We start from the raw sequence: 17,998 nt of genomic DNA, 5'->3' as shown, positions 1-17,998 counted from the left end.
TCTATAGAAATTTACTGCTCTACCGCCTTTAATTTTTCTGCTTGATCAGAAGTTACCAAGGCATCAATCATTTCATTGATATCTCCATCTAAAAAGCTGTCTAATTTATATAACGTAACATTGATTCTATGATCCGTTACCCGGCCTTGAGGAAAGTTGTAGGTTCGGATACGTTCACTTCTATCTCCTGAGCCTACTTGACTTTTTCTATTTTGAGCAATTTCGTCTTGTTGCTCTTGAATTGCTTTATCTTGAAGCCTTGCCTTTAAAATCTTTAAGGCTTTTTCTTTGTTTTTTAGCTGAGATTTCTCGTCCTGACAAGAAACCACTAAACCTGTAGGCAAATGGGTAATTCTTACAGCAGAGTCTGTGGTATTAACACTCTGTCCACCACAGCCAGAGGATCTGAATACATCTACCCTTAAGTCATTTGCATTAATTTGAAATTCTACATCATCTACCTCTGGCAAAACCGCTACAGTGGCAGCAGAGGTATGAATTCTTCCTCCCGATTCAGTGGCTGGTATTCTCTGAACTCTATGGGCACCACTCTCATACTTTAACTTGGAGTAAGCACCCTTCCCTTTGATCATAAAGATTACCTCTTTATAACCCCCTACACCAGTTTCATTTAAACTCATCATTTCCACTTTCCAGCCAATTCTTTCGCTATATCTTGTATACATTCTAAATAAGTCTGCAGCAAATAGCCCCGCTTCATCTCCACCTGTACCTGCGCGGATCTCAACGATAACATTTTTTTCGTCATTAGGATCCTTTGGCAATAAGAGGATCTTCAATTCTTCTTTTAATTCTTCGATCTTATCTCCTAGTTCATCCATCTCCATCTTCGCCATTTCCCTCAGCTCTTCGTCCGCCGACTTATCATAAAGAATCTCCTTTGCTTCCTTTAATGCCTTTTCTGAAGCTGTCAGTTCCTTATATTTTGCTACAATAGGCTCTAATTCTGAATGTTCCATGACAAGTTTTTTCCATAGACTTTGGTTGTTGATTACCTCTGGATCACCGATTTTTACACTTAAATCTTCATACTTTTCCTGTAAAAAATCTAGCTTCTGTAACATTTTCTCACCTCGTATATTGATTCACTTAAATTATTGACTTGGGTTGTACAATTATCTCCACTTCTAAAACTACTAACTGTATATTATATCATGTTTTTCATAAAAGCACTATATATTTTTCGGTTTTCTGCCGATAACCACCCTATCCAGTCCAGCTAAATCCTTAATAACTTCTATAGCCACAAACCCTCTTTTTGCCATGATTTTTTTCAAATCTCCTCCTTGGTCATAACCTATTTCAAAGACCAACCACCCCTCTTCTTTTAAAAAATCAGGCGCCTCTTCAACAATTTTCCGATAAAAGTCTAGTCCATCCTCTCCACCTGCTAGGGCTAGCGTAGGCTCATAGTCCTTTACTTCTTTCGACAAGGTGGCTATGATATCCTTAGGTATATAGGGGGGATTTGATACGATAAATTCAAAACTTCCTTCTAGCTTTTTTTCTCTTAGTGGTTCAAATAAGCTACCTTCAAGCAAAAATACCTTTTTTTGCATAGCATGTCTAAGGATGTTCTTCCTAGCTACTTCTAGCGCTTTGGTAGATACATCTACTGCATAGATTTTAGCGTTTTCTATATAACTTCCTATCCCTAAGGAAATAGCACCACTTCCCACCCCTATATCTGCCACCTTGATGGTTTGGAGGGAAAAATGTTTCTGATATAGCTCCAAAACCTTCTCTACTAAAATTTCCGTATCTCCTCTAGGTATAAGCACGCCCTCCTCCACCCAGAGGTCTAGTCCCATGAATTCTTGTCGATGGACAATATATTGTACCGGCATATAATTTAGTCTTTTTTCAACATCTATCCAAAACCTACGACAAATTTCCTGGGAAATCTCCATTTCTGGATAGATATGAATTTTGATTCTATCTACCTCCAACAAATTACATAAAATCACCTCAGCATCCAACTGAGGTGTGTCAATATCAGCCGCCTTTAATTTTTCTACTGCTTCTCTTAAAATTTCAACTGCTGTAATCACTAGTTTTTTTCCTCCAATATGCCATCAAGATAGTTCTTCTCTCTATAAAAAGTCTTTTGGTTTTTACCACTTTATTTCTTCTTCATTATCTACCAATACATTTTTTAAAGCCTCTATTGCTACCTCTAGTTGACCGTCATCTGGCTCCAATGTAGTAAGTTTTTGTAACATCAGACCTGGATAATTCACTAGCTTCATGATAGGAGAATTGCTTCTTCCCCCTAGCTTTATGATTTCATAGGAAACACCTGCCACCACCGGCATCAGAGCTAATCTTGTTACCATTCTAACCACTGGATTCGGCCATCCCATTGTAGAAAACAAGAGAATGCTTACCATCATAACAATAAACAAAAAGTTGGTACCGCATCTTGGATGCAATGTTGTATATTTTCGTGCATTTTCTACGGTTAATTCTTCTCCATGCTCATAGCAAAAAATCGCTTTGTGTTCCGCACCATGATACTGAAAAACTCTCTGTATGTCCTTCATTTTAGAAATTAACACAATATAAGTTAAAAACATACCTAGTCTTAGAAGTCCCTCTACTAGATTTAAAGCAAAATTATGTGTAATATATCTTCCTAAAAAGCTGGTAATGAAGGTAGGTGCTATAATAAAGACGCCAACAGAAACCATGATGGCTATTGCAACAGAAATGTATAGCAATACATCGCCAGCTTTGTCCTTAAAGACCTTTTCCATAAACCTTTCAAATTTTCCTGGTTCCTCATCTTCTATTCCTGCTTCTACGATTTCTGCAGAATAGGTTAGGGAGCTCATCCCTAAAACCATGGAGTCGATTAAAGCCACCGCTCCCCGCAGCAGAGGAATTTTGTTTAACTTATACTTTGCTACTATGCCACTAACAGCCTGTTTTTTCACTGTTAATTGCTGGTCTGGTTTTCTTACAACGATGGCTACTTCCCTAGGCCCTCGCATCATTACGCCTTCTATTAAGGCCTGGCCACCTATGCTGGTTCTTCGAACTTCTCCCATAAGTTTAAATTCCTTTCTAACTTGAGTTGTGCAATGAAGTAACTAAAAGATTGCACAAGTCTAGCTTTAATTTATCATGCTTTATTCTAGTATAGACTAGAATCTTATTCTCTATATTTATTATATACTATCTGTCTAGAATTTACTATGCCTATAGATGCGCACTTCTAAAGTTAAATTTTAATATACACGGTCTACGGTTTCGCCCCAAAACCGTGGGCTGCAAATATAGCCCCTAATATATTAAAATTTAGGGACGCACATCTATATATCTTTATGTACAAAAAGTTTAAAAAAACTAAAAATTTTTCTAAGATTATTTCCTTCAAGTGGGGGTAAAATAAAGTTGAAGGAGGGTTTTAAATGGAAAATACTTTTTTAAATGCAAAAATTGATCACCCCGATCATCAAACTGCTGGAAAACTGCTGGAAGGATTGAAAAAGGCCATAAAAGAAAAAAGTTCTTCAGTAAATATCTATTTCCGCAATATCAAAAACTTAGGGATGGAAGGCTTTTTTCCCTATATCATTGAAGTTTTAAAGGAGACTGAAGAAAGTATCTATCGTCAATATGGTCTACAGGCCTTGTCAACGATTCCTAAAGACATAGATGTGGTCAGGAAATATATACCAGATATTATGGAAATGATCGAATCTACGGATGAGCCAAAGGTTATTTATCAGGGGGTTTTGGTTTTATATAGAATCTCTAAAGCTCACCCTGAACTAGATCCCCTGCTGAACAAAAAATCTATCAGAGTCAGCTTGCCTGTGTTTCAAGATGCCTTAAAGTTGGTAAATAACTTAGAAAAATGGGAAGCAGATTTCCACAAAAACAGCGGCGTCAGGTCCGAATTAAGACATCCTGAAACCTTCTTGAACTTTGCTAATCAGTTTATGATGCTTTAACATCCATAAAATCTTTTAGAAAATTTTAAAATTATATGTTTAAACTTCCTCTCTTCTACGTATATATAGAATATAATAGAATCCGGTAGCTCCCTACCAGTCCATAAAATGATTTACCCTATTCTTCCTACTGTGTATTGAGAAATTTATTGGTAACCTAAAAAACTAAAGTAGAGAGGCGCTGATAACCGAAAAATGACAAATAACGATCCACCAAAGCTATGGAGGGATTGGCATAGTTACTTCCGGTTCTATTATCAATAAAACGGGTGCATTCCAGTAATATACTGCAAGCACCCGTTTTAAATTTAAGAACTATTAAAATTCAAGTCTAGTCAAATGGCTATAACCCCAAAACAACTCCTAAAATAAAAATAAAAAAAGAAAGAATAAAAAAGATTACCCATCCTTTGGATCGTCTTGGCTTTTTGTTTAGGACACGGAATATTGGAGAAATAAATCCCAGTACAATACCGCATAGCCCTATGATCATTAGAGCGTTGGACATAGAAAACCCCTCCTTACTCTATCACTTCATGACATTTTCTGCACCTAGCTTCATAACTTTCCTTTGCCCCTACCATGATGATAGGGTCACTATATCTTGCTGGTTGACCATTGACCAGTCTTTGGGTTCTGGTGGCTGGCATTTTACACACTTTGCAAATAGCCGTTAGTTTTGTGACATATTCTCCTATGGCCATGAGATTTGGGGTGACGCTAAAGGGTTCGCCTCGAAAATCCATATCTAGCCCTGAAACAATCACTCTTTTTCCTTGCTGAGCAGCCTCTTGACAGATCTTTATGATTTCTTCACCAAAAAATTGCACTTCGTCTATGGCTAAAACATCAAACGCTTCCTTAGCGATGCAGTCTAAAATTTCTTGAGGACTTTCGATCACGCTACATTCCAACTGTTTACCGTTATGGGAGGTAACCTTATCGCTAGCGTAACGGTTGTCTATCGTTGGTTTGAATACAAGTACCTTTAAGTCTGCTATTCGGGCTCTATTAACCCTTCGAATAAGTTCTTCTGTTTTTCCAGCATACATTGGCCCTACGATCACTTCTATACTACCCCAATTGGAATACTCTACAATGTCTACCATCATCTCATCTCCTCATTCTCTTTCATTAGCGTCAACTTAAACCATCATAAGGTTATAGATAACCAACTACAAAGCTTAACAAAATGCAGACCGTATGCATTTGCAGGAAATGACTACAATGTTCAATTCATGTAAGTGAAAAATCCGTAAAGAAATTTGCATGTTTGAGCGGTAGCGAGTTTGTAAATTTTAGGATTTTTCACTGGAGTGAATTGCTAACATTGTTCATTTCTGAAACCGCAGGAGGGCGTATTTTGTTAAGGTATAAAATTGGTTATCTATATTTAATAACCCTTCTACAGTCTGATTTAAGAACAACAATGACAACTTGAGAGACTTTTTAAAACTTTTACGCTAAATTCCGCAAAAAAATCAAGGTCAGAAAGGGTCTCTTCTAACCTTGATGTATTACTTTTATTAGGAAACTTACATACCAAATTTTTTCTTGAATTTTTCTACACGTCCACCTTTTTCTACTGATTTTTGCTTTCCTGAGTAGAAAGGATGGCACTCTGAGCAAATTTCAACTCTGATTTCTTTTTTTGTTGATTTTGTTTTAAAAGTATTTCCACATGCGCAGAAAACATCTACTTCATTGTACTCTGGATGAATATCCTTTTTCATTACCTTCACCTCTTTCCGTTAAAACTTATGTTAAAATTATTATGAGCTTGTTATTATTATAAGTAGTTAACAATAGGTTGATAACTTTTAGCAATATAACTACTACATTATAGCATATAACCTTTTTCGTGACAAGATATATTTCCCTAGATCTTTCTTCGAATTAATTCAACAAAGTCATTGTTTTTCTTTGTTTCTATCAAAGAACTTACAATTTTTTCTGTAACCTCTTGCACAGGATTATTACTCATAGCTCGTCGAATACTCCAAATAGCCTCCATCTCTGTTTGGCTCAATAGTAATTCTTCCCTTCTGGTACCAGACTTATTAATATCAACAGCTGGGAATATTCTTTTCTCAGATAGTTTACGATCTAAATGAAGTTCCATATTACCTGTTCCCTTGAATTCTTCAAAGATCACATCATCCATCCTACTACCAGTTTCGATCAAAGCCGTGGCAATAATCGTAAGACTTCCTCCCTCTTCTAAATTCCTTGCCGCACCAAAAAACCTTTTGGGTTTATGAAGGGCTCCTGGATCTAAGCCCCCTGATAGAGTTCTGCCTGTGGGAGGAATGGTAAGATTATAGGCTCTTGCTAATCTAGTAATGCTGTCCAATAAAATCAACACATCTTTACCATGTTCTACTAACCTCTGGGCGCGATTTAATACCATTTCTGCCACTTTAATGTGATGACTCGGAAGTTCATCAAAGGTAGAGTAAACAACCTCCCCTTTGATAGATCGCTGCATGTCTGTTACCTCTTCAGGTCGCTCATCAATAAGCAATACAATAATTTCAATTTGTGGATAGTTGATAGAAACGCTATTAGCAATTTTCTGTAGCAAAATAGTTTTTCCCACTTTTGGAGGAGCTACAATGATACCTCTTTGTCCCTTGCCAATGGGGGCAATTAAGTCTATTAATCGTGTAGATAATTCCTTTGTATCGTTTTCTAAGTTAATGCGTTCTAGGGGATAAATAGGGGTAAGATCTTCAAAGTTTGGCCTTTGAATAGCAGATTCTGGATTTAATCCATTAATATTTTTCACATAAAGAAGAGCTTTAAATTTTTCACCACTTTTAGGAGGCCTAGTTATACCAGAGATTTTATCTCCTGTTCTCATGTTAAATCTTCTAATTTGCGAGGGTGATATGTATATATCACTATCACTGGAGAGGTAATTTTCCCTTCGTAAAAATCCATAACCATCTTGATGGATTTCCAGTATGCCTTCTGCAATGTTCATCTCTTCTCCCTCAGGGATTTCATCAGAAAGATGTTGAGGTAATTGTGTGGGTTTGTTTTTTGCTTTTTCTTCTATTAACAAGTCTATTAGTTCCGCCTTTTTGTATTTTACAAAATTTTTTATTCCTAGCTTTTTGGCTTCTTCACGAAGCTCCGACAGCTTCATCTCTTGTAGTTCCGTACTGTCCAATATAACACCTCCAACCAATCAATGCAATGGGGACATATTGAAGCCTTGTCCCCATGCCATATCATTTCTAAAATATGCTACCACGTTTTATGACAACTGTCAATTGATTCCCGTTAACTTAAGCGATAATTTGTGATTTTGAGCAGAGTGAAAAATCGTTGAAGGATTTCGTAGTTTAGAGACAGCAAGATTCTTCGTTATTGCAAGATCCTACGCTGTACTCAGGATGCCACTTTACGGGAATTTTTATTAGTAAGCATATTTAGGTTTTTTCGTAAGTTTATGAATCGCCTCGATAAAACGTATTGTTCCTGTCTTTGACCGCATCACAACAGAGTGGGTTTTTACTACATTGTTTCCTTTATAGGTAACCCCTTTTAGCAGTTCCCCATCGGAAATACCTGTGGCAGCAAAATATACTTCATCACCCTTAGCCAAATCCTCCATATATAGTACTTTATTAACATCTACACCCATTTTTATACATCGCTGTCTTTCTTCCTCTTCATAGACCAACAGTTTTCCTTGAAACTGTCCTCCTAAGCATTTTATTCCAGCAGCAGCAATAACCCCCTCTGGTGCTCCTCCACTGCCTAGCATAATATCTACCCCGGTATATTCAAAACAGGTTGCCAGCGCAGCTGCCACATCACCGTCTTGAAAAAGCTTGATACGGGCCCCTGCTTCCCGGCATTGTCTTATGATCTCTTCATGCCTCGGGCGATCCAGCATCGTTACGGTTAAGTCAGTGATACTTTTGTTCAAGGCCTCCGCTGTAGCCTTTAGGTTTTCGTGAATTGGCGCATCAATATGCACTCTGTCAGCAGCTTTAGGTCCCACAGCAATTTTATCCATATACATATCAGGTGCATTTAGCAAAGAGCCTCTTGGTCCCATGGCTACTACTGCAATCGCATTAGGCAAACCCTTTGCTACAGAATTCGTCCCCTCTACCGGATCTACTGCAATATCCACCTTAATACATCCTGTGCCTCGCTTCCCTACTTCCTCACCGATATAAAGCATAGGAGCTTCATCCATTTCCCCTTCACCTATCACCACCACACCATCAATATCTAAATTGTCAAACATCTTTCTCATACCGTCTACACCAGCTTGATCCGCCGCAATTTTATCGCCTCTACCCATGTGCTTTGCAGCCCCCAATGCTGCTGCTTCTGTAACTCTAACTAAATCCAAGGCTAAGTTACGATCCATACTTTCCCCTCCCTTTTTATTGTTACTTGTTTATAAAATTGGCATGCTTTTTCATCATTTCAACAATAGTATCATTTTTGTCTAGTCGGTGAATAGCCTCTACGAATCTTATGGTACCTGTTGTCCCTCTCATCACCACAGAATGGGTTTGTGCCCTATTATTACCTAAGTATAGCACGCCCTTCAATAGGTCACCTTGCGTAATACCCGTAGCAGCAAAAAAACAATCATCACTGCTGACTAAGTCTTCTAACGTCAGAACTTTTTTCACATCTTCTTCCGTCAATCCTAGCTCTCTACATCGCTGTGTTTCTTCTTCACTCATGGGATGTAGGATACCCTGCATATCTCCCCCAAGACATTTTAGTGCTACCGCAGCGATAACCCCCTCTGGCGCGCCACCGATGCCCATCATAATATCCACACCAGTTTCTTCAAACCCTGTAGCTAGGGCTGCCGCCACATCTCCATCGGTAAAGAGCTTAATGCGAGCCCCTGCCTCCCGGACTTCCTTAATTATAGCTTCATGTCTTTCACGATCCTGTATCATAACAGTGACATCTTCAACATTTTTGTCTAATGCCTTTGCTACTGCCTTTAGGTTTTCTCCAACAGAAGCCTTAATGTTTACAGCACCCTTGGCTTTAGGCCCCACTGCAATTTTTTCCATATAGGTATCAGGTGCATGAAGAAGGCATCCTTTTGGCGCCATTGCTACTACCGCAATGGCATTGGGTAAACCTTTAGCAATAAGATTTGTTCCCTCTAAAGGGTCTACTGCAATATCCACTTCCATTTCTTCCTCTTCTCCACAACCTACGATTTCTCCTATGTACAGCATAGGCGCCTCGTCCAGCTCTCCTTCACCAATCACAACCGTACCTTTGATAGAAAGGCCCGCAAAAGTACTCCTCATACCGTCTACTGCCGCTTGATCTGCCCCCTCCTTGTCACCTCTACCCATATAGGAAGCAGAAGCTAAAGCTGCGCTTTCTGTTACTCTTACTAGTTCTAAGGATAAGCTCCTATCCATTTCGTTTATTTCCTCCCTCATCATTTCAAAGTATGCATTTATATCATCTATTATGTTTTGAAGTATATCATTATGTTTTGAAGTATAGCATTATGTTATACTTTATAAGGTAATACTATCAATATCATATACTAATGAAGGTAAATTCTCAACCATATTTAAAAAAAAGCAAAGAAAAAAGGGTTTTTCACCCTTTTGTACTTTGCTTTTTACTTTGCTGCTTTTTCCCAATCCTTTAAGAATCGTTCTATCCCACTATCCGTTAGAGGATGCTTTGCCATCTGTTTAAAAACGCCGTAGGGGATTGTAGCGATATGGGAACCTACCTTGGCTGCCTGGACAACATGGGTAGTATGTCGAATACTAGCGGCTATGACCTCTGTTTCTATAAGATAGAGATCAAAGATTTCAACAATTTCCTTTACCAAATCAATACCTGTGTGTCCAATATCATCTAACCTTCCTAAAAAAGGACTCACATAGGTGGCTCCTGCCTTTGCTGCCATAAGGGCTTGATTCGCAGAAAAAACCAAAGTAACATTGGTTTTCACACCTTTTTGAGCTAAAATTCTTACTGCCTTTAAGCCTTCTTCTGTCATAGGTATCTTAATAACAATATTTTCATGGATTTTTACTAATTCCTCTGCCTCTTGCACCATTTCCTCTGATTTTAAGCTGATAACCTCTGCACTAATAGGTCCATCTACGATTTCTGTGATTTCTTTTATAACCTCTTTAAAAACTCTACCTTCTTTAGCGATCAGCGAAGGATTCGTGGTAACCCCTTCTAATATCCCCCAGCTGGCAATTTCTCTTATCTCCTCGACATTGGCAGTATCAATAAACAGTTTCATTCTTATCCCCTCACTATTCTGAAAATTTTTACTCACGGATGATTCCTTGATAGTATAGCCATTGTAGTTGATGGCAATTCATATCCTTTTGTTAGATTTTACCCGCTTCTGTATACTTTTTTCCAATATTTTTATGATAACATATATTTGAAAAATCCTCTACCTTACTTTTTTGGACTTCCTCCAAAAAACTGTGAATTTTTCAGCAAAACCCATAAATTTCAAGCCATTCGCCCCCTATAGTTTTTAAAAAACACTTGCATCTACCCCCTTATCATTGTATAATTAGTGAGTATAATTAATTTAAATTTTCTAAAAATTTTAACAAGTCTTAGCAAATCTACAAAAAATCTCCATAACAAAATTTTTTGACATTATAAATTATGATAAAAAAATGCTATTAGGAGGTGGTAAAATAGATCTAAGCATTGGACTTGTTAAAAAAAATTAAGAAGAAGGAGGAATTTGTATGCATTCAAATGAAAGTAAAACACTAAGTGATGTCCCGCAAAGAGAACAGTGGGGTTCACGTGTGGCTTTTATCTTAGCTGCTGCTGGATCGGCTGTAGGACTTGGTAATATTTGGAGATTCCCTTATGTTGTTGGTACAAACGGTGGAGCAGCCTTTGTAATTATTTATCTCGTCGTTATATTTTTAATTGGTTATCCTATGATGATTACTGAAATGTCTTTAGGACAAAAAACCCATAAAAATGCCATTGGCGCTTTTAAAGACTTAGCACCAGGCACACCTTGGTGGATTACAGGTGCCCTTGGGGTATTAGCAGGTTTTGTTATTTTATCTTTCTATTCTGTCGTTGCAGGATGGGCATTGGCTTATTTCTTTAAAACCCTTGGGGGTTCTCTTGGCGTTGGAACAGATTTTGTAGGTACTTTTGTTGGTCATATTACAAACCCTGGTGTTACAGTAATGTGGCATGGTATTTTTATGATTATTACCCTTGGTGTTATTGCGGCTGGGGTTGTGAAAGGTATTGAAAGAACAGTTAAATTTTTAATGCCCGCACTTTTTATTTTATTATTAGCTTTAGTGGTTCGATCAATGACATTACCTGGCGCAGGAGCAGGAATCGCCTTCTATCTGACACCAAACTTTAAAGAACTTACACCCCAATCTATTTTAGGGGCTGTAGGTCAAGCCTTCTTTACACTAAGTTTAGGTATGGGTTGTATGATTACCTATGGAAGTTACTTAGGCGATAAAGAAGAAATTTCTGACAATGCAGCTTGGGTTGTTGGTTTAGACACAGCCGTTGCTTTATTAGCTGGTTTTGCTATCTTCCCAGCAGTATTTGCCCTTGGTTTTGACCCTGGATCTGGTGCTGGATTAGCCTTTATTACTCTGCCTGGTGTTTTTGCTGCTATGCCTGGAGGTACCATCTTTGGTGCAGCCTTCTTCTTATTGTTAGCAGTGGCAGCTTTAACCTCTGCCATCTCTCTATTGGAGGTTGTTGTGGCATGGGTAGTGGATGAAAAAGGATGGAATCGAAAAAAGGCTTCTATCATCATCGGGGTTCTAATTTTCATTGTTGGTATACCTGCAACCATCAGTATGAATGAAGTAAACTTCCAAATGTTTGGCATGCCTTTCTTTGATGTATTAGATATCTTCCAAGAAAGTATTTTACTGCCTCTTGGTGGTCTTTTAACAGCCATTTATGCAGGTCATATCTATACTGCTAAAAGACTTAGAGAAGATGTTGCACGAAACAAGAGTAAGATTCAACTTGGAGAATGGTTTGATGGCTTAATTAAGTACCTTGTTCCACTTGGCATCGCAGTTGTTATGGTGATGGGTTGGGTTGACATCATCAAGAACTATATGGCAAAGTAATAAATGTCATAAAAATTTATTTATGCTATTATACAGTTTTCTGAAATTTTATGCTATAATATGAGTTATAGACTCTGGATAAAAACTAACTCATTTTTAACTCCCCAAGACTAATGAGTGCCGGAGTCAAATAAAAAAAGACGTACCTTTTTAGGTGCGTCTTTTTTTATTTATTTGCGTGGTGTAGTTATTTAGAGCGTTTTTTTAGCTCTGCAAAAATAGCCTCTAAAGGAACTTCTTTTTCCCTCAATAATACCAATAAATGATAGATCAGATCGCTGGCTTCGTATACCAATTCCCCTTGCTCAGGATTTTTTGCGGCAATAATCACTTCTGCCGTTTCTTCTCCCACCTTTTTTAATATCTTATCAATACCTTTTTCGAAAAGGTAATTGGTGTAGGAACCTTCTTTGGGATTTTCCTTGCGATCAGAAATAACCTCATAAAGTTTTTGTAAAATTTCCTGTCCTTCAGCTTCTTCTGGTTCTGTAGTATAGAGGGGGTTGTAAAAACAACTTTTGGCCCCAGTATGACAAGCAAAGCCTTTTTGGACCACCTTTATTATCAGCGTATCCCCATCACAATCATAGCTTATCTCTTTTACTCTTTGGGTATGTCCTGAGGTTGCCCCCTTATGCCATAATTCTCTACGGCTACGGCTCCAAAACCAAGTCTCCCCGCTTTCAAGGGTTTTTTGTAATGATTCTTCATTCATATAAGCCATCATTAATACTTCCTTCGTCTTGGCCTCCTGAACAATGGCTGGAATCAGTCCCTTTTCATCAAATTTTAAGTTCTTTAGCTCTTCCATCCTATTCCCCTACCTTCTCATATTGATTCCATGTTTTTTTAGGTAATCCTTTAACGCCCCAATCTCTATTTCTTTAAAGTGAAACAATGACGCCGCCAGTGCTGCATCCCCGCTGCCCTTGGTAAATACCTCTAAAAAATCCTCCATGCTCCCAGCGCCACCGGAGGCAATAACCGGAATGTTTACTGCTTCACTGATACTTTTGGTAATCTCTATATCATAACCACTTTTCGTACCATCCTTATCCATACTGGTAAGCAAAATTTCTCCTGCCCCCAGCCTTTCCACTTCCTTTGCCCATGCGATGGCTTCTAACCCAGTATCCTCTCTGCCGCCCTTTACATAAACATGATAGCTGCCATCCTTTTGTTTTTTTACATCAATCGCCACCACCACCGCTTGAGAACCAAAGAGCTTAGCACATTCTGTTACGATAGAAGGGGTTTTTACAGCGGCAGAATTGATGGATACTTTATCTGCCCCGCTTTTCAGCACCTGTCTGAAATCTTCTACACTTCGAATCCCCCCGCCCACCGTCAAAGGTATAAAAACCTCTTCAGCAGTCTTTTTTACCACTTCCAAGAGGATATTTCTTTCTTCATTGGAGGCGGTGATGTCTAAAAACACAATTTCATCTGCTCCCTGCAGGTTATAGGCCTTAGCCACCTCCACTGGGTCGCCGGCATCCCTAAGATTTACAAAGTTTACACCCTTTACTACCCTGCCCTGGTCCACATCTAGGCAAGGTATAATTCTTTTTGTAATCATATGTTTATCCCACCTTTACTTCTTCTAGGTCCACCTTACCTTCATAAAGGGCTTTTCCTACAATTGCCCCAGCTACGCCTATATCAGATAGTTTTTTTAAGTCTTCTAGGGAAGAAACACCGCCGGAGGCAATAATATCCACCTTTACATGGCTCTGTAGGTGTTGTATGGCCTCAAAGTTAGGGCCTTTTAACATGCCATCTCTGGCTATATCGGTGTAAACAATGGTCTTTACCCCCATTTTTTCTATCTCTAAAGCAAGCTCTAAAGCAGTAACCTCACTGGTTTTTGTCCACCCATCTATTGCCACATAGCCATCCTTTGCATCGATGGATACAATAATCTTATCCCCATAAGCTGCTACAGCCTCCTGCAGCATCCCTTTATCTTGAATTGCCTTTGTACCTATAATTACGCGATCTACCCCAACTTTCATTAGCTCTTCAATGGTTTGAAGGCTTCGAATGCCCCCGCCTAATTGCACAGGAATATCCACTGCCTTGACGATTTCCTCAATCACTGAAAGATTTTTAGATCTACCCTCTAAAGCCCCATCTAGATCAACAACATGTAGAATCTTTGCACCCTTCTGTTGCCATAGCTTTGCCACCTGTTGAGGATCTTTAAAATATACCTTTTCTTCATCAAATTTCCCCTGGGTTAATCTAACACATTTTCCCTCTTTGATATCTATCGCTGGATAAATAATCATCCTATCAACTCCCCAAAATTCTTTAGTATCTGTAATCCTGTATCACCACTTTTTTCTGGATGGAATTGCAGACCATAAATGTTTCCCTTTTCCACCACCGCTGGTATATCTATGCCATAGTCAGTCACTGCCTTTACCACATGCTCCTCCTGTGGCTTTGCATAATAGGAGTGGACAAAATAAACATATTGGTTACTCTCAATTCCCTTTAAGATTTCACTCTCTGCTGTGATGTTCAACTGATTCCATCCCATATGTGGTATTTTTCTTCCGGCAGGAATTTTCACGATATCCCCAGGAATCATATCTAGTCCCTTTGTTTTTTCTACCTCATAGCCATAAGCAAACAAAATCTGCATGCCTAAACATATGCCTAAAAAAGGCTTTCCCTTTTCTACTTCTTTTAAAATCCAAGACTCTAGACCCTTGTCCTTTAAGTTTTTCATCGCATCGTAAAAGGCTCCTACCCCTGGTATAATCAGTGCTTCTGCTTCCTTTAATTCTTCAATTTTATCAGACACAAAAGCTTTATAACCCATTTTTTCAAAGGCCTTTTCTACACTTCTTAAATTTCCCATACCATAGTCAATAATGCCGATCATTTCCTTCACCCCTATCTATTTACAACTGTCCTTTGGTAGACATCACACCTTCTATCCTGGAATCTAGCCTAGTAGCAGCATCTAAAGCTCTACCAAAGGCCTTAAACATACTTTCTATCATGTGATGGCTGTTTTTCCCATAAAGGTTCCTGATATGTAGCGTCATGCCACTATTGAAGGCTAATGCCCTGAAAAATTCTTCTATCAGCTGCACTTCAAAATTTCCCACCATTTCTCCTGCAAAGCTTGCTTCGTAATACAAATAGGGACGACCACTGATATCAATGGCTACCATAGAAAGTGCTTCATCCATAGGGGTAAAAATCGTCGCATAACGTGTAATCCCTTTTTTATCTCCTAAAGCTTTTCCTATCGCCTGCCCCAGTAATATGCCTACATCCTCCACTGTATGATGGAAGTCTACCTCTAGGTCTCCCTGTGCCTCAATATTTAAGTTTAAAAAGCCATGCTTAGCAATTTGTTGCAGCATATGATCAAAAAAACCTATACCCGTATGAATCCTATTTGTACCCTTGCCATCTAGATCTATGGTAATCTTAATGGCTGTCTCTGCAGTGATCCGTTCTAAGCTACATTGTCTTTTTTCCATTTTTATCCTCCTACACTGCTATTTCCTTGGTAACCCCTAGCGCCTCCATCAGCAACTTCACCACCAGTTGATTTTCCTCCTTAGTGCCAATGGTAATGCGTATACATCCTTTTAGTGGTCCCTCTTCTCCAAAATACCTCACCAATACTTTATGGTCCGCTAAGTGTTGATAGACTTCCTTTGCCTTACCTACTTTACATAGAAGGAAGTTGCCATGACTCTTGTAAACTTTTATATCCGGTATGTCACTAAGGACATCTGCCATTTTATCTCTCTCAATAATAATTTCTTTAATAACGCGATCCAGCATTTCTTTGTTTTCTAAACATACCTTTGCCGCCACTTGACTTAGGCTGCCGATATTATAAGGCGGCTTGACTTTATATAAAATACCCATCAATTCTTTAGAGGCTACCCCATAACCTACTCTGGCCCCTGCTAAACCATAACCCTTGGAAAGGGTTCGCAATACAATCAGGTTAGGATAATAGTTTACCAAATCCAATACTGTCTCACCATAAAACTCCACATAGGCTTCATCAATTACCACAATACCGTTGGCATGTTCTATGATTCTGATAATTTGTTCTCTAGGAATCACGCCACCTGTAGGATTGTTTGGGTTTGTTAAAAACACTACCTTTGGTGCTTCTTTTTTCATTACCTTCACAAAGTTATAATAATCGAAGGTAAAATCTTCCCCTAAGGGCACCTCTATGGTACTTCCTCCCACAATCTGAGTGGAAATCTTATACATCCCAAAGGTAGGTGTATGAATTAAAATTTTATCTCCTGCTCCTATAAAGGCCTGGAGAATCATTAGGATAATCTGATCAGAACCACAACCTATTAGCAGTTGTTGGGGAGATAACCGAAGTTGTTTTCCTAAGATACGCCTTAATTCACAGCAATCTGTATCAGGGTATTGATTTACCTTTAATTCCATCAGCGCCTTTGCAATTTTTTGGTTTAGTAAGTAATCAACATTGTTGTTTTCATTGGCATCCAGTTTTGCTACAGTTTCACATTCCTTCACTTCATAAGGTATAAGACTTTTTATATTCTCTTTTACCAAATTACTGATCATTTTTTTCATACCTCACTTTAATAGAATTTTTGTGGGCTGTTAATCCCTCCGCCTCCGCCAATGTCATTATCTCATCTTTTACTTTTCTTAAAGCCTCTTCACTGTAATAGATCACACTAGATTTCTTCATATAGTCCTCCACGGATAGGGGAGAATAAAATTTTGCTGTGCCACTGGTAGGTAACACATGGTTGGGTCCTGCCAAATAATCCCCTAGTGGTTCTGGTGTGTAGTGACCTAAAAAAATGGCTCCGGCATTTTCTATGATATTTAATACTTCAAAGGGCTTCTCTACGCATAATTCTAAATGCTCTGGTGCTATTTCGTTGGCAAAGGCTACTGCCTCCTGCAAATCCTTTACTAAAATAATTTTCCCATAATCCTTCAAAGATTTTTCGATAATTTCTTTTCTTTCTAATAAAGCCGTCTGTCGGAGGATCTCTTCCTTCACTTCTTGTGCTAGTGTTTCACTGGTGGTAATCAGCAGGGAAGATGCCAAGGGATCATGTTCCGCTTGAGACAATAAATCCGCCGCCACATACCTAGGGTTAGCAGAATCATCGGCTACCACTAAGATTTCACTGGGTCCTGCAATCATATCAATATCTACATAGCCATAAACCGCTCTTTTTGCAGTAGCTACATAAATATTCCCTGGCCCTACGATTTTATCTACCTTTGGAATGGTATCTGTGCCAAAAGCCAGTGCCCCCACCGCTTGCGCTCCTCCTACCTTGTAGACCTCCTTGATACCTAACTCCTTTGCCGCCACCAACACCCCAGGAGATAATTTACCTTCTCTCCCTGGTGGTGTTACCATAACAATCCGTTTTACCCCCGCCACAATAGCTGGAAGGGCATTCATCAATACAGAGGAGGGATAAGCAGCTGTTCCCCCTGGCACATAGATGCCTACGCTGGCGATAGGGGTGACCTTTTGCCCTAGGAAAATCCCTTCAGAGGAGGTAAACCAGGAATTCTGCTTTTGTTTTTCGTGATACTCTCTTATGTTTTTAATTGCCAGCCGAAGAGCTGCTACAAAGGCCTCTGTCACTTCATCATAGGCTGCTTCAAATTCTTCATCAGAGACAGCTATCTGCTGCGACGTAAATGTGGCACCGTCAAATCTTTTGGTATATTCCAGCAGTGCTTCATCTCCCCGATCCTGTATTCCCTGCAATATTTCATCCACCTGTGGTTGATAATCTTTAAAATCTACTGTACTTCTTTCTTTTAATGTAATAAAAAGTTCTTCTTTGCTGCCATTGATTATATCGATCATTTCCTGCTCCT

The 17,998-nt window shown here is 38.8% G+C and carries 18 protein-coding genes; 2 read left to right on the top strand and 16 right to left on the bottom strand.

The genetic code is table 11. The features are described 5' to 3' along the window. Nucleotides 1-11 precede the first annotated feature (11 nt). From prfA to BJL90_RS06450, 3 genes are all read right to left on the bottom strand, one after another. The gene (gene prfA, locus BJL90_RS06460; RefSeq protein ID WP_070965543.1) at nt 12-1,085 is read right to left on the bottom strand and encodes a peptide chain release factor 1; all 1,074 of its coding nucleotides are present in this window, start codon (nt 1,083-1,085) and stop codon (nt 12-14) included. Nucleotides 1,086-1,193: 108 nt separating this feature from the next. After that, the gene (prmC, locus tag BJL90_RS06455) at nt 1,194-2,072 is read right to left on the bottom strand and encodes a peptide chain release factor N(5)-glutamine methyltransferase (RefSeq protein WP_081561873.1); all 879 of its coding nucleotides are present in this window, start codon (nt 2,070-2,072) and stop codon (nt 1,194-1,196) included. Between the two features lie 63 nt (nt 2,073-2,135). Continuing rightward, on the bottom strand, nt 2,136-3,071 hold the full coding sequence (locus BJL90_RS06450; RefSeq protein WP_070965540.1) for a DUF1385 domain-containing protein: 936 nt from the start codon (nt 3,069-3,071) through the stop codon (nt 2,136-2,138). Between the two features lie 363 nt (nt 3,072-3,434). Here BJL90_RS06450 and BJL90_RS06445 point away from each other — a divergent pair, with 363 nt between their 5' ends. After that, entirely contained in the window at nt 3,435-3,980 is a 546-nt protein-coding gene (locus tag BJL90_RS06445; RefSeq protein ID WP_070965537.1) for a hypothetical protein, read from the top strand. Between the two features lie 521 nt (nt 3,981-4,501). Here the strand turns inward: BJL90_RS06445 and BJL90_RS06440 are convergent. The 6 genes from BJL90_RS06440 to fsa all read right to left on the bottom strand — a co-directional run bounded on the left by BJL90_RS06440 (nt 4,502) and on the right by fsa (nt 10,260). Next, nucleotides 4,502-5,089, bottom strand: coding sequence for a thymidine kinase (locus tag BJL90_RS06440; RefSeq protein WP_205684277.1), 588 nt, complete (start codon nt 5,087-5,089; stop codon nt 4,502-4,504). A gap of 426 nt (nt 5,090-5,515) precedes the next feature. Next, nucleotides 5,516-5,713 (bottom strand): 50S ribosomal protein L31, encoded by a 198-nt coding sequence (gene rpmE / locus BJL90_RS06435; RefSeq protein ID WP_070965532.1) that lies wholly within the window; start codon nt 5,711-5,713, stop codon nt 5,516-5,518. A 146-nt stretch (nt 5,714-5,859) separates the two neighbouring features. Then, nucleotides 5,860-7,155: a transcription termination factor Rho gene (rho, locus tag BJL90_RS06430; RefSeq protein ID WP_070965529.1), complete on the bottom strand. Its 1,296-nt coding sequence runs from the start codon at nt 7,153-7,155 to the stop codon at nt 5,860-5,862. 249 nt (nt 7,156-7,404) lie between these two features. After that, entirely contained in the window at nt 7,405-8,373 is a 969-nt protein-coding gene (gene glpX, locus BJL90_RS06425) for a class II fructose-bisphosphatase (RefSeq protein WP_070965526.1), read from the bottom strand. Nucleotides 8,374-8,395: 22 nt separating this feature from the next. Next, nucleotides 8,396-9,406, bottom strand: coding sequence for a class II fructose-bisphosphatase (gene glpX, locus BJL90_RS06420; protein ID WP_070965524.1), 1,011 nt, complete (start codon nt 9,404-9,406; stop codon nt 8,396-8,398). 209 nt (nt 9,407-9,615) lie between these two features. Beyond that, nucleotides 9,616-10,260 (bottom strand): fructose-6-phosphate aldolase, encoded by a 645-nt coding sequence (fsa, locus tag BJL90_RS06415; RefSeq protein ID WP_070965521.1) that lies wholly within the window; start codon nt 10,258-10,260, stop codon nt 9,616-9,618. A gap of 469 nt (nt 10,261-10,729) precedes the next feature. On the opposite strand from fsa, the gene BJL90_RS06410 reads away from it, so the two are divergent. Continuing rightward, nucleotides 10,730-12,115, top strand: coding sequence for a sodium-dependent transporter (locus BJL90_RS06410; protein WP_070965519.1), 1,386 nt, complete (start codon nt 10,730-10,732; stop codon nt 12,113-12,115). Nucleotides 12,116-12,302: 187 nt separating this feature from the next. Here BJL90_RS06410 and hisIE read toward each other — a convergent pair whose 3' ends face one another. The 7 genes from hisIE to hisD are packed head-to-tail and all read right to left on the bottom strand — an operon-like array spanning nt 12,303 to nt 17,987. Then, nucleotides 12,303-12,926 carry a bifunctional phosphoribosyl-AMP cyclohydrolase/phosphoribosyl-ATP diphosphatase HisIE gene (hisIE, locus tag BJL90_RS06405; RefSeq protein WP_070965516.1) on the bottom strand — a complete coding sequence of 208 codons (624 nt, stop codon included), beginning with the start codon at nt 12,924-12,926 and terminating at the stop codon, nt 12,303-12,305. A gap of 9 nt (nt 12,927-12,935) precedes the next feature. Then, complete coding sequence (gene hisF / locus BJL90_RS06400) at nt 12,936-13,694, bottom strand: imidazole glycerol phosphate synthase subunit HisF (RefSeq protein WP_070965514.1); 759 nt, start codon at nt 13,692-13,694, stop codon at nt 12,936-12,938. Between the two features lie 4 nt (nt 13,695-13,698). Then, on the bottom strand, nt 13,699-14,406 hold the full coding sequence (gene hisA, locus BJL90_RS06395; RefSeq protein WP_070965511.1) for a 1-(5-phosphoribosyl)-5-[(5-phosphoribosylamino)methylideneamino]imidazole-4-carboxamide isomerase: 708 nt from the start codon (nt 14,404-14,406) through the stop codon (nt 13,699-13,701). Next, a complete protein-coding gene (gene hisH / locus BJL90_RS06390; protein WP_070965510.1) occupies nt 14,403-15,008 on the bottom strand; it encodes an imidazole glycerol phosphate synthase subunit HisH in 606 nt (201 codons plus the stop codon). The genes hisA and hisH overlap by 4 nt, the downstream gene beginning before the upstream one ends. A gap of 19 nt (nt 15,009-15,027) precedes the next feature. Then, nucleotides 15,028-15,618: an imidazoleglycerol-phosphate dehydratase HisB gene (gene hisB / locus BJL90_RS06385; RefSeq protein WP_070965507.1), complete on the bottom strand. Its 591-nt coding sequence runs from the start codon at nt 15,616-15,618 to the stop codon at nt 15,028-15,030. Between the two features lie 10 nt (nt 15,619-15,628). Next, entirely contained in the window at nt 15,629-16,714 is a 1,086-nt protein-coding gene (gene hisC / locus BJL90_RS06380) for a histidinol-phosphate transaminase (protein WP_081561872.1), read from the bottom strand. Further along, nucleotides 16,695-17,987, bottom strand: a complete 1,293-nt coding sequence (gene hisD, locus BJL90_RS06375) for a histidinol dehydrogenase (protein ID WP_070965504.1) — start codon at nt 17,985-17,987, stop codon at nt 16,695-16,697. Before hisD ends, hisC begins: the two co-directional genes overlap by 20 nt. Between the last annotated feature and the right edge of the window lie 11 nt (nt 17,988-17,998).

Source organism: Clostridium formicaceticum (assembly GCF_001854185.1).
Taxonomy (GTDB): Bacteria; Bacillota; Clostridia; order Peptostreptococcales; family Natronincolaceae; genus Andreesenella; species Andreesenella formicacetica.
This window is presented reverse-complemented; position numbering and strand designations above follow the sequence as displayed.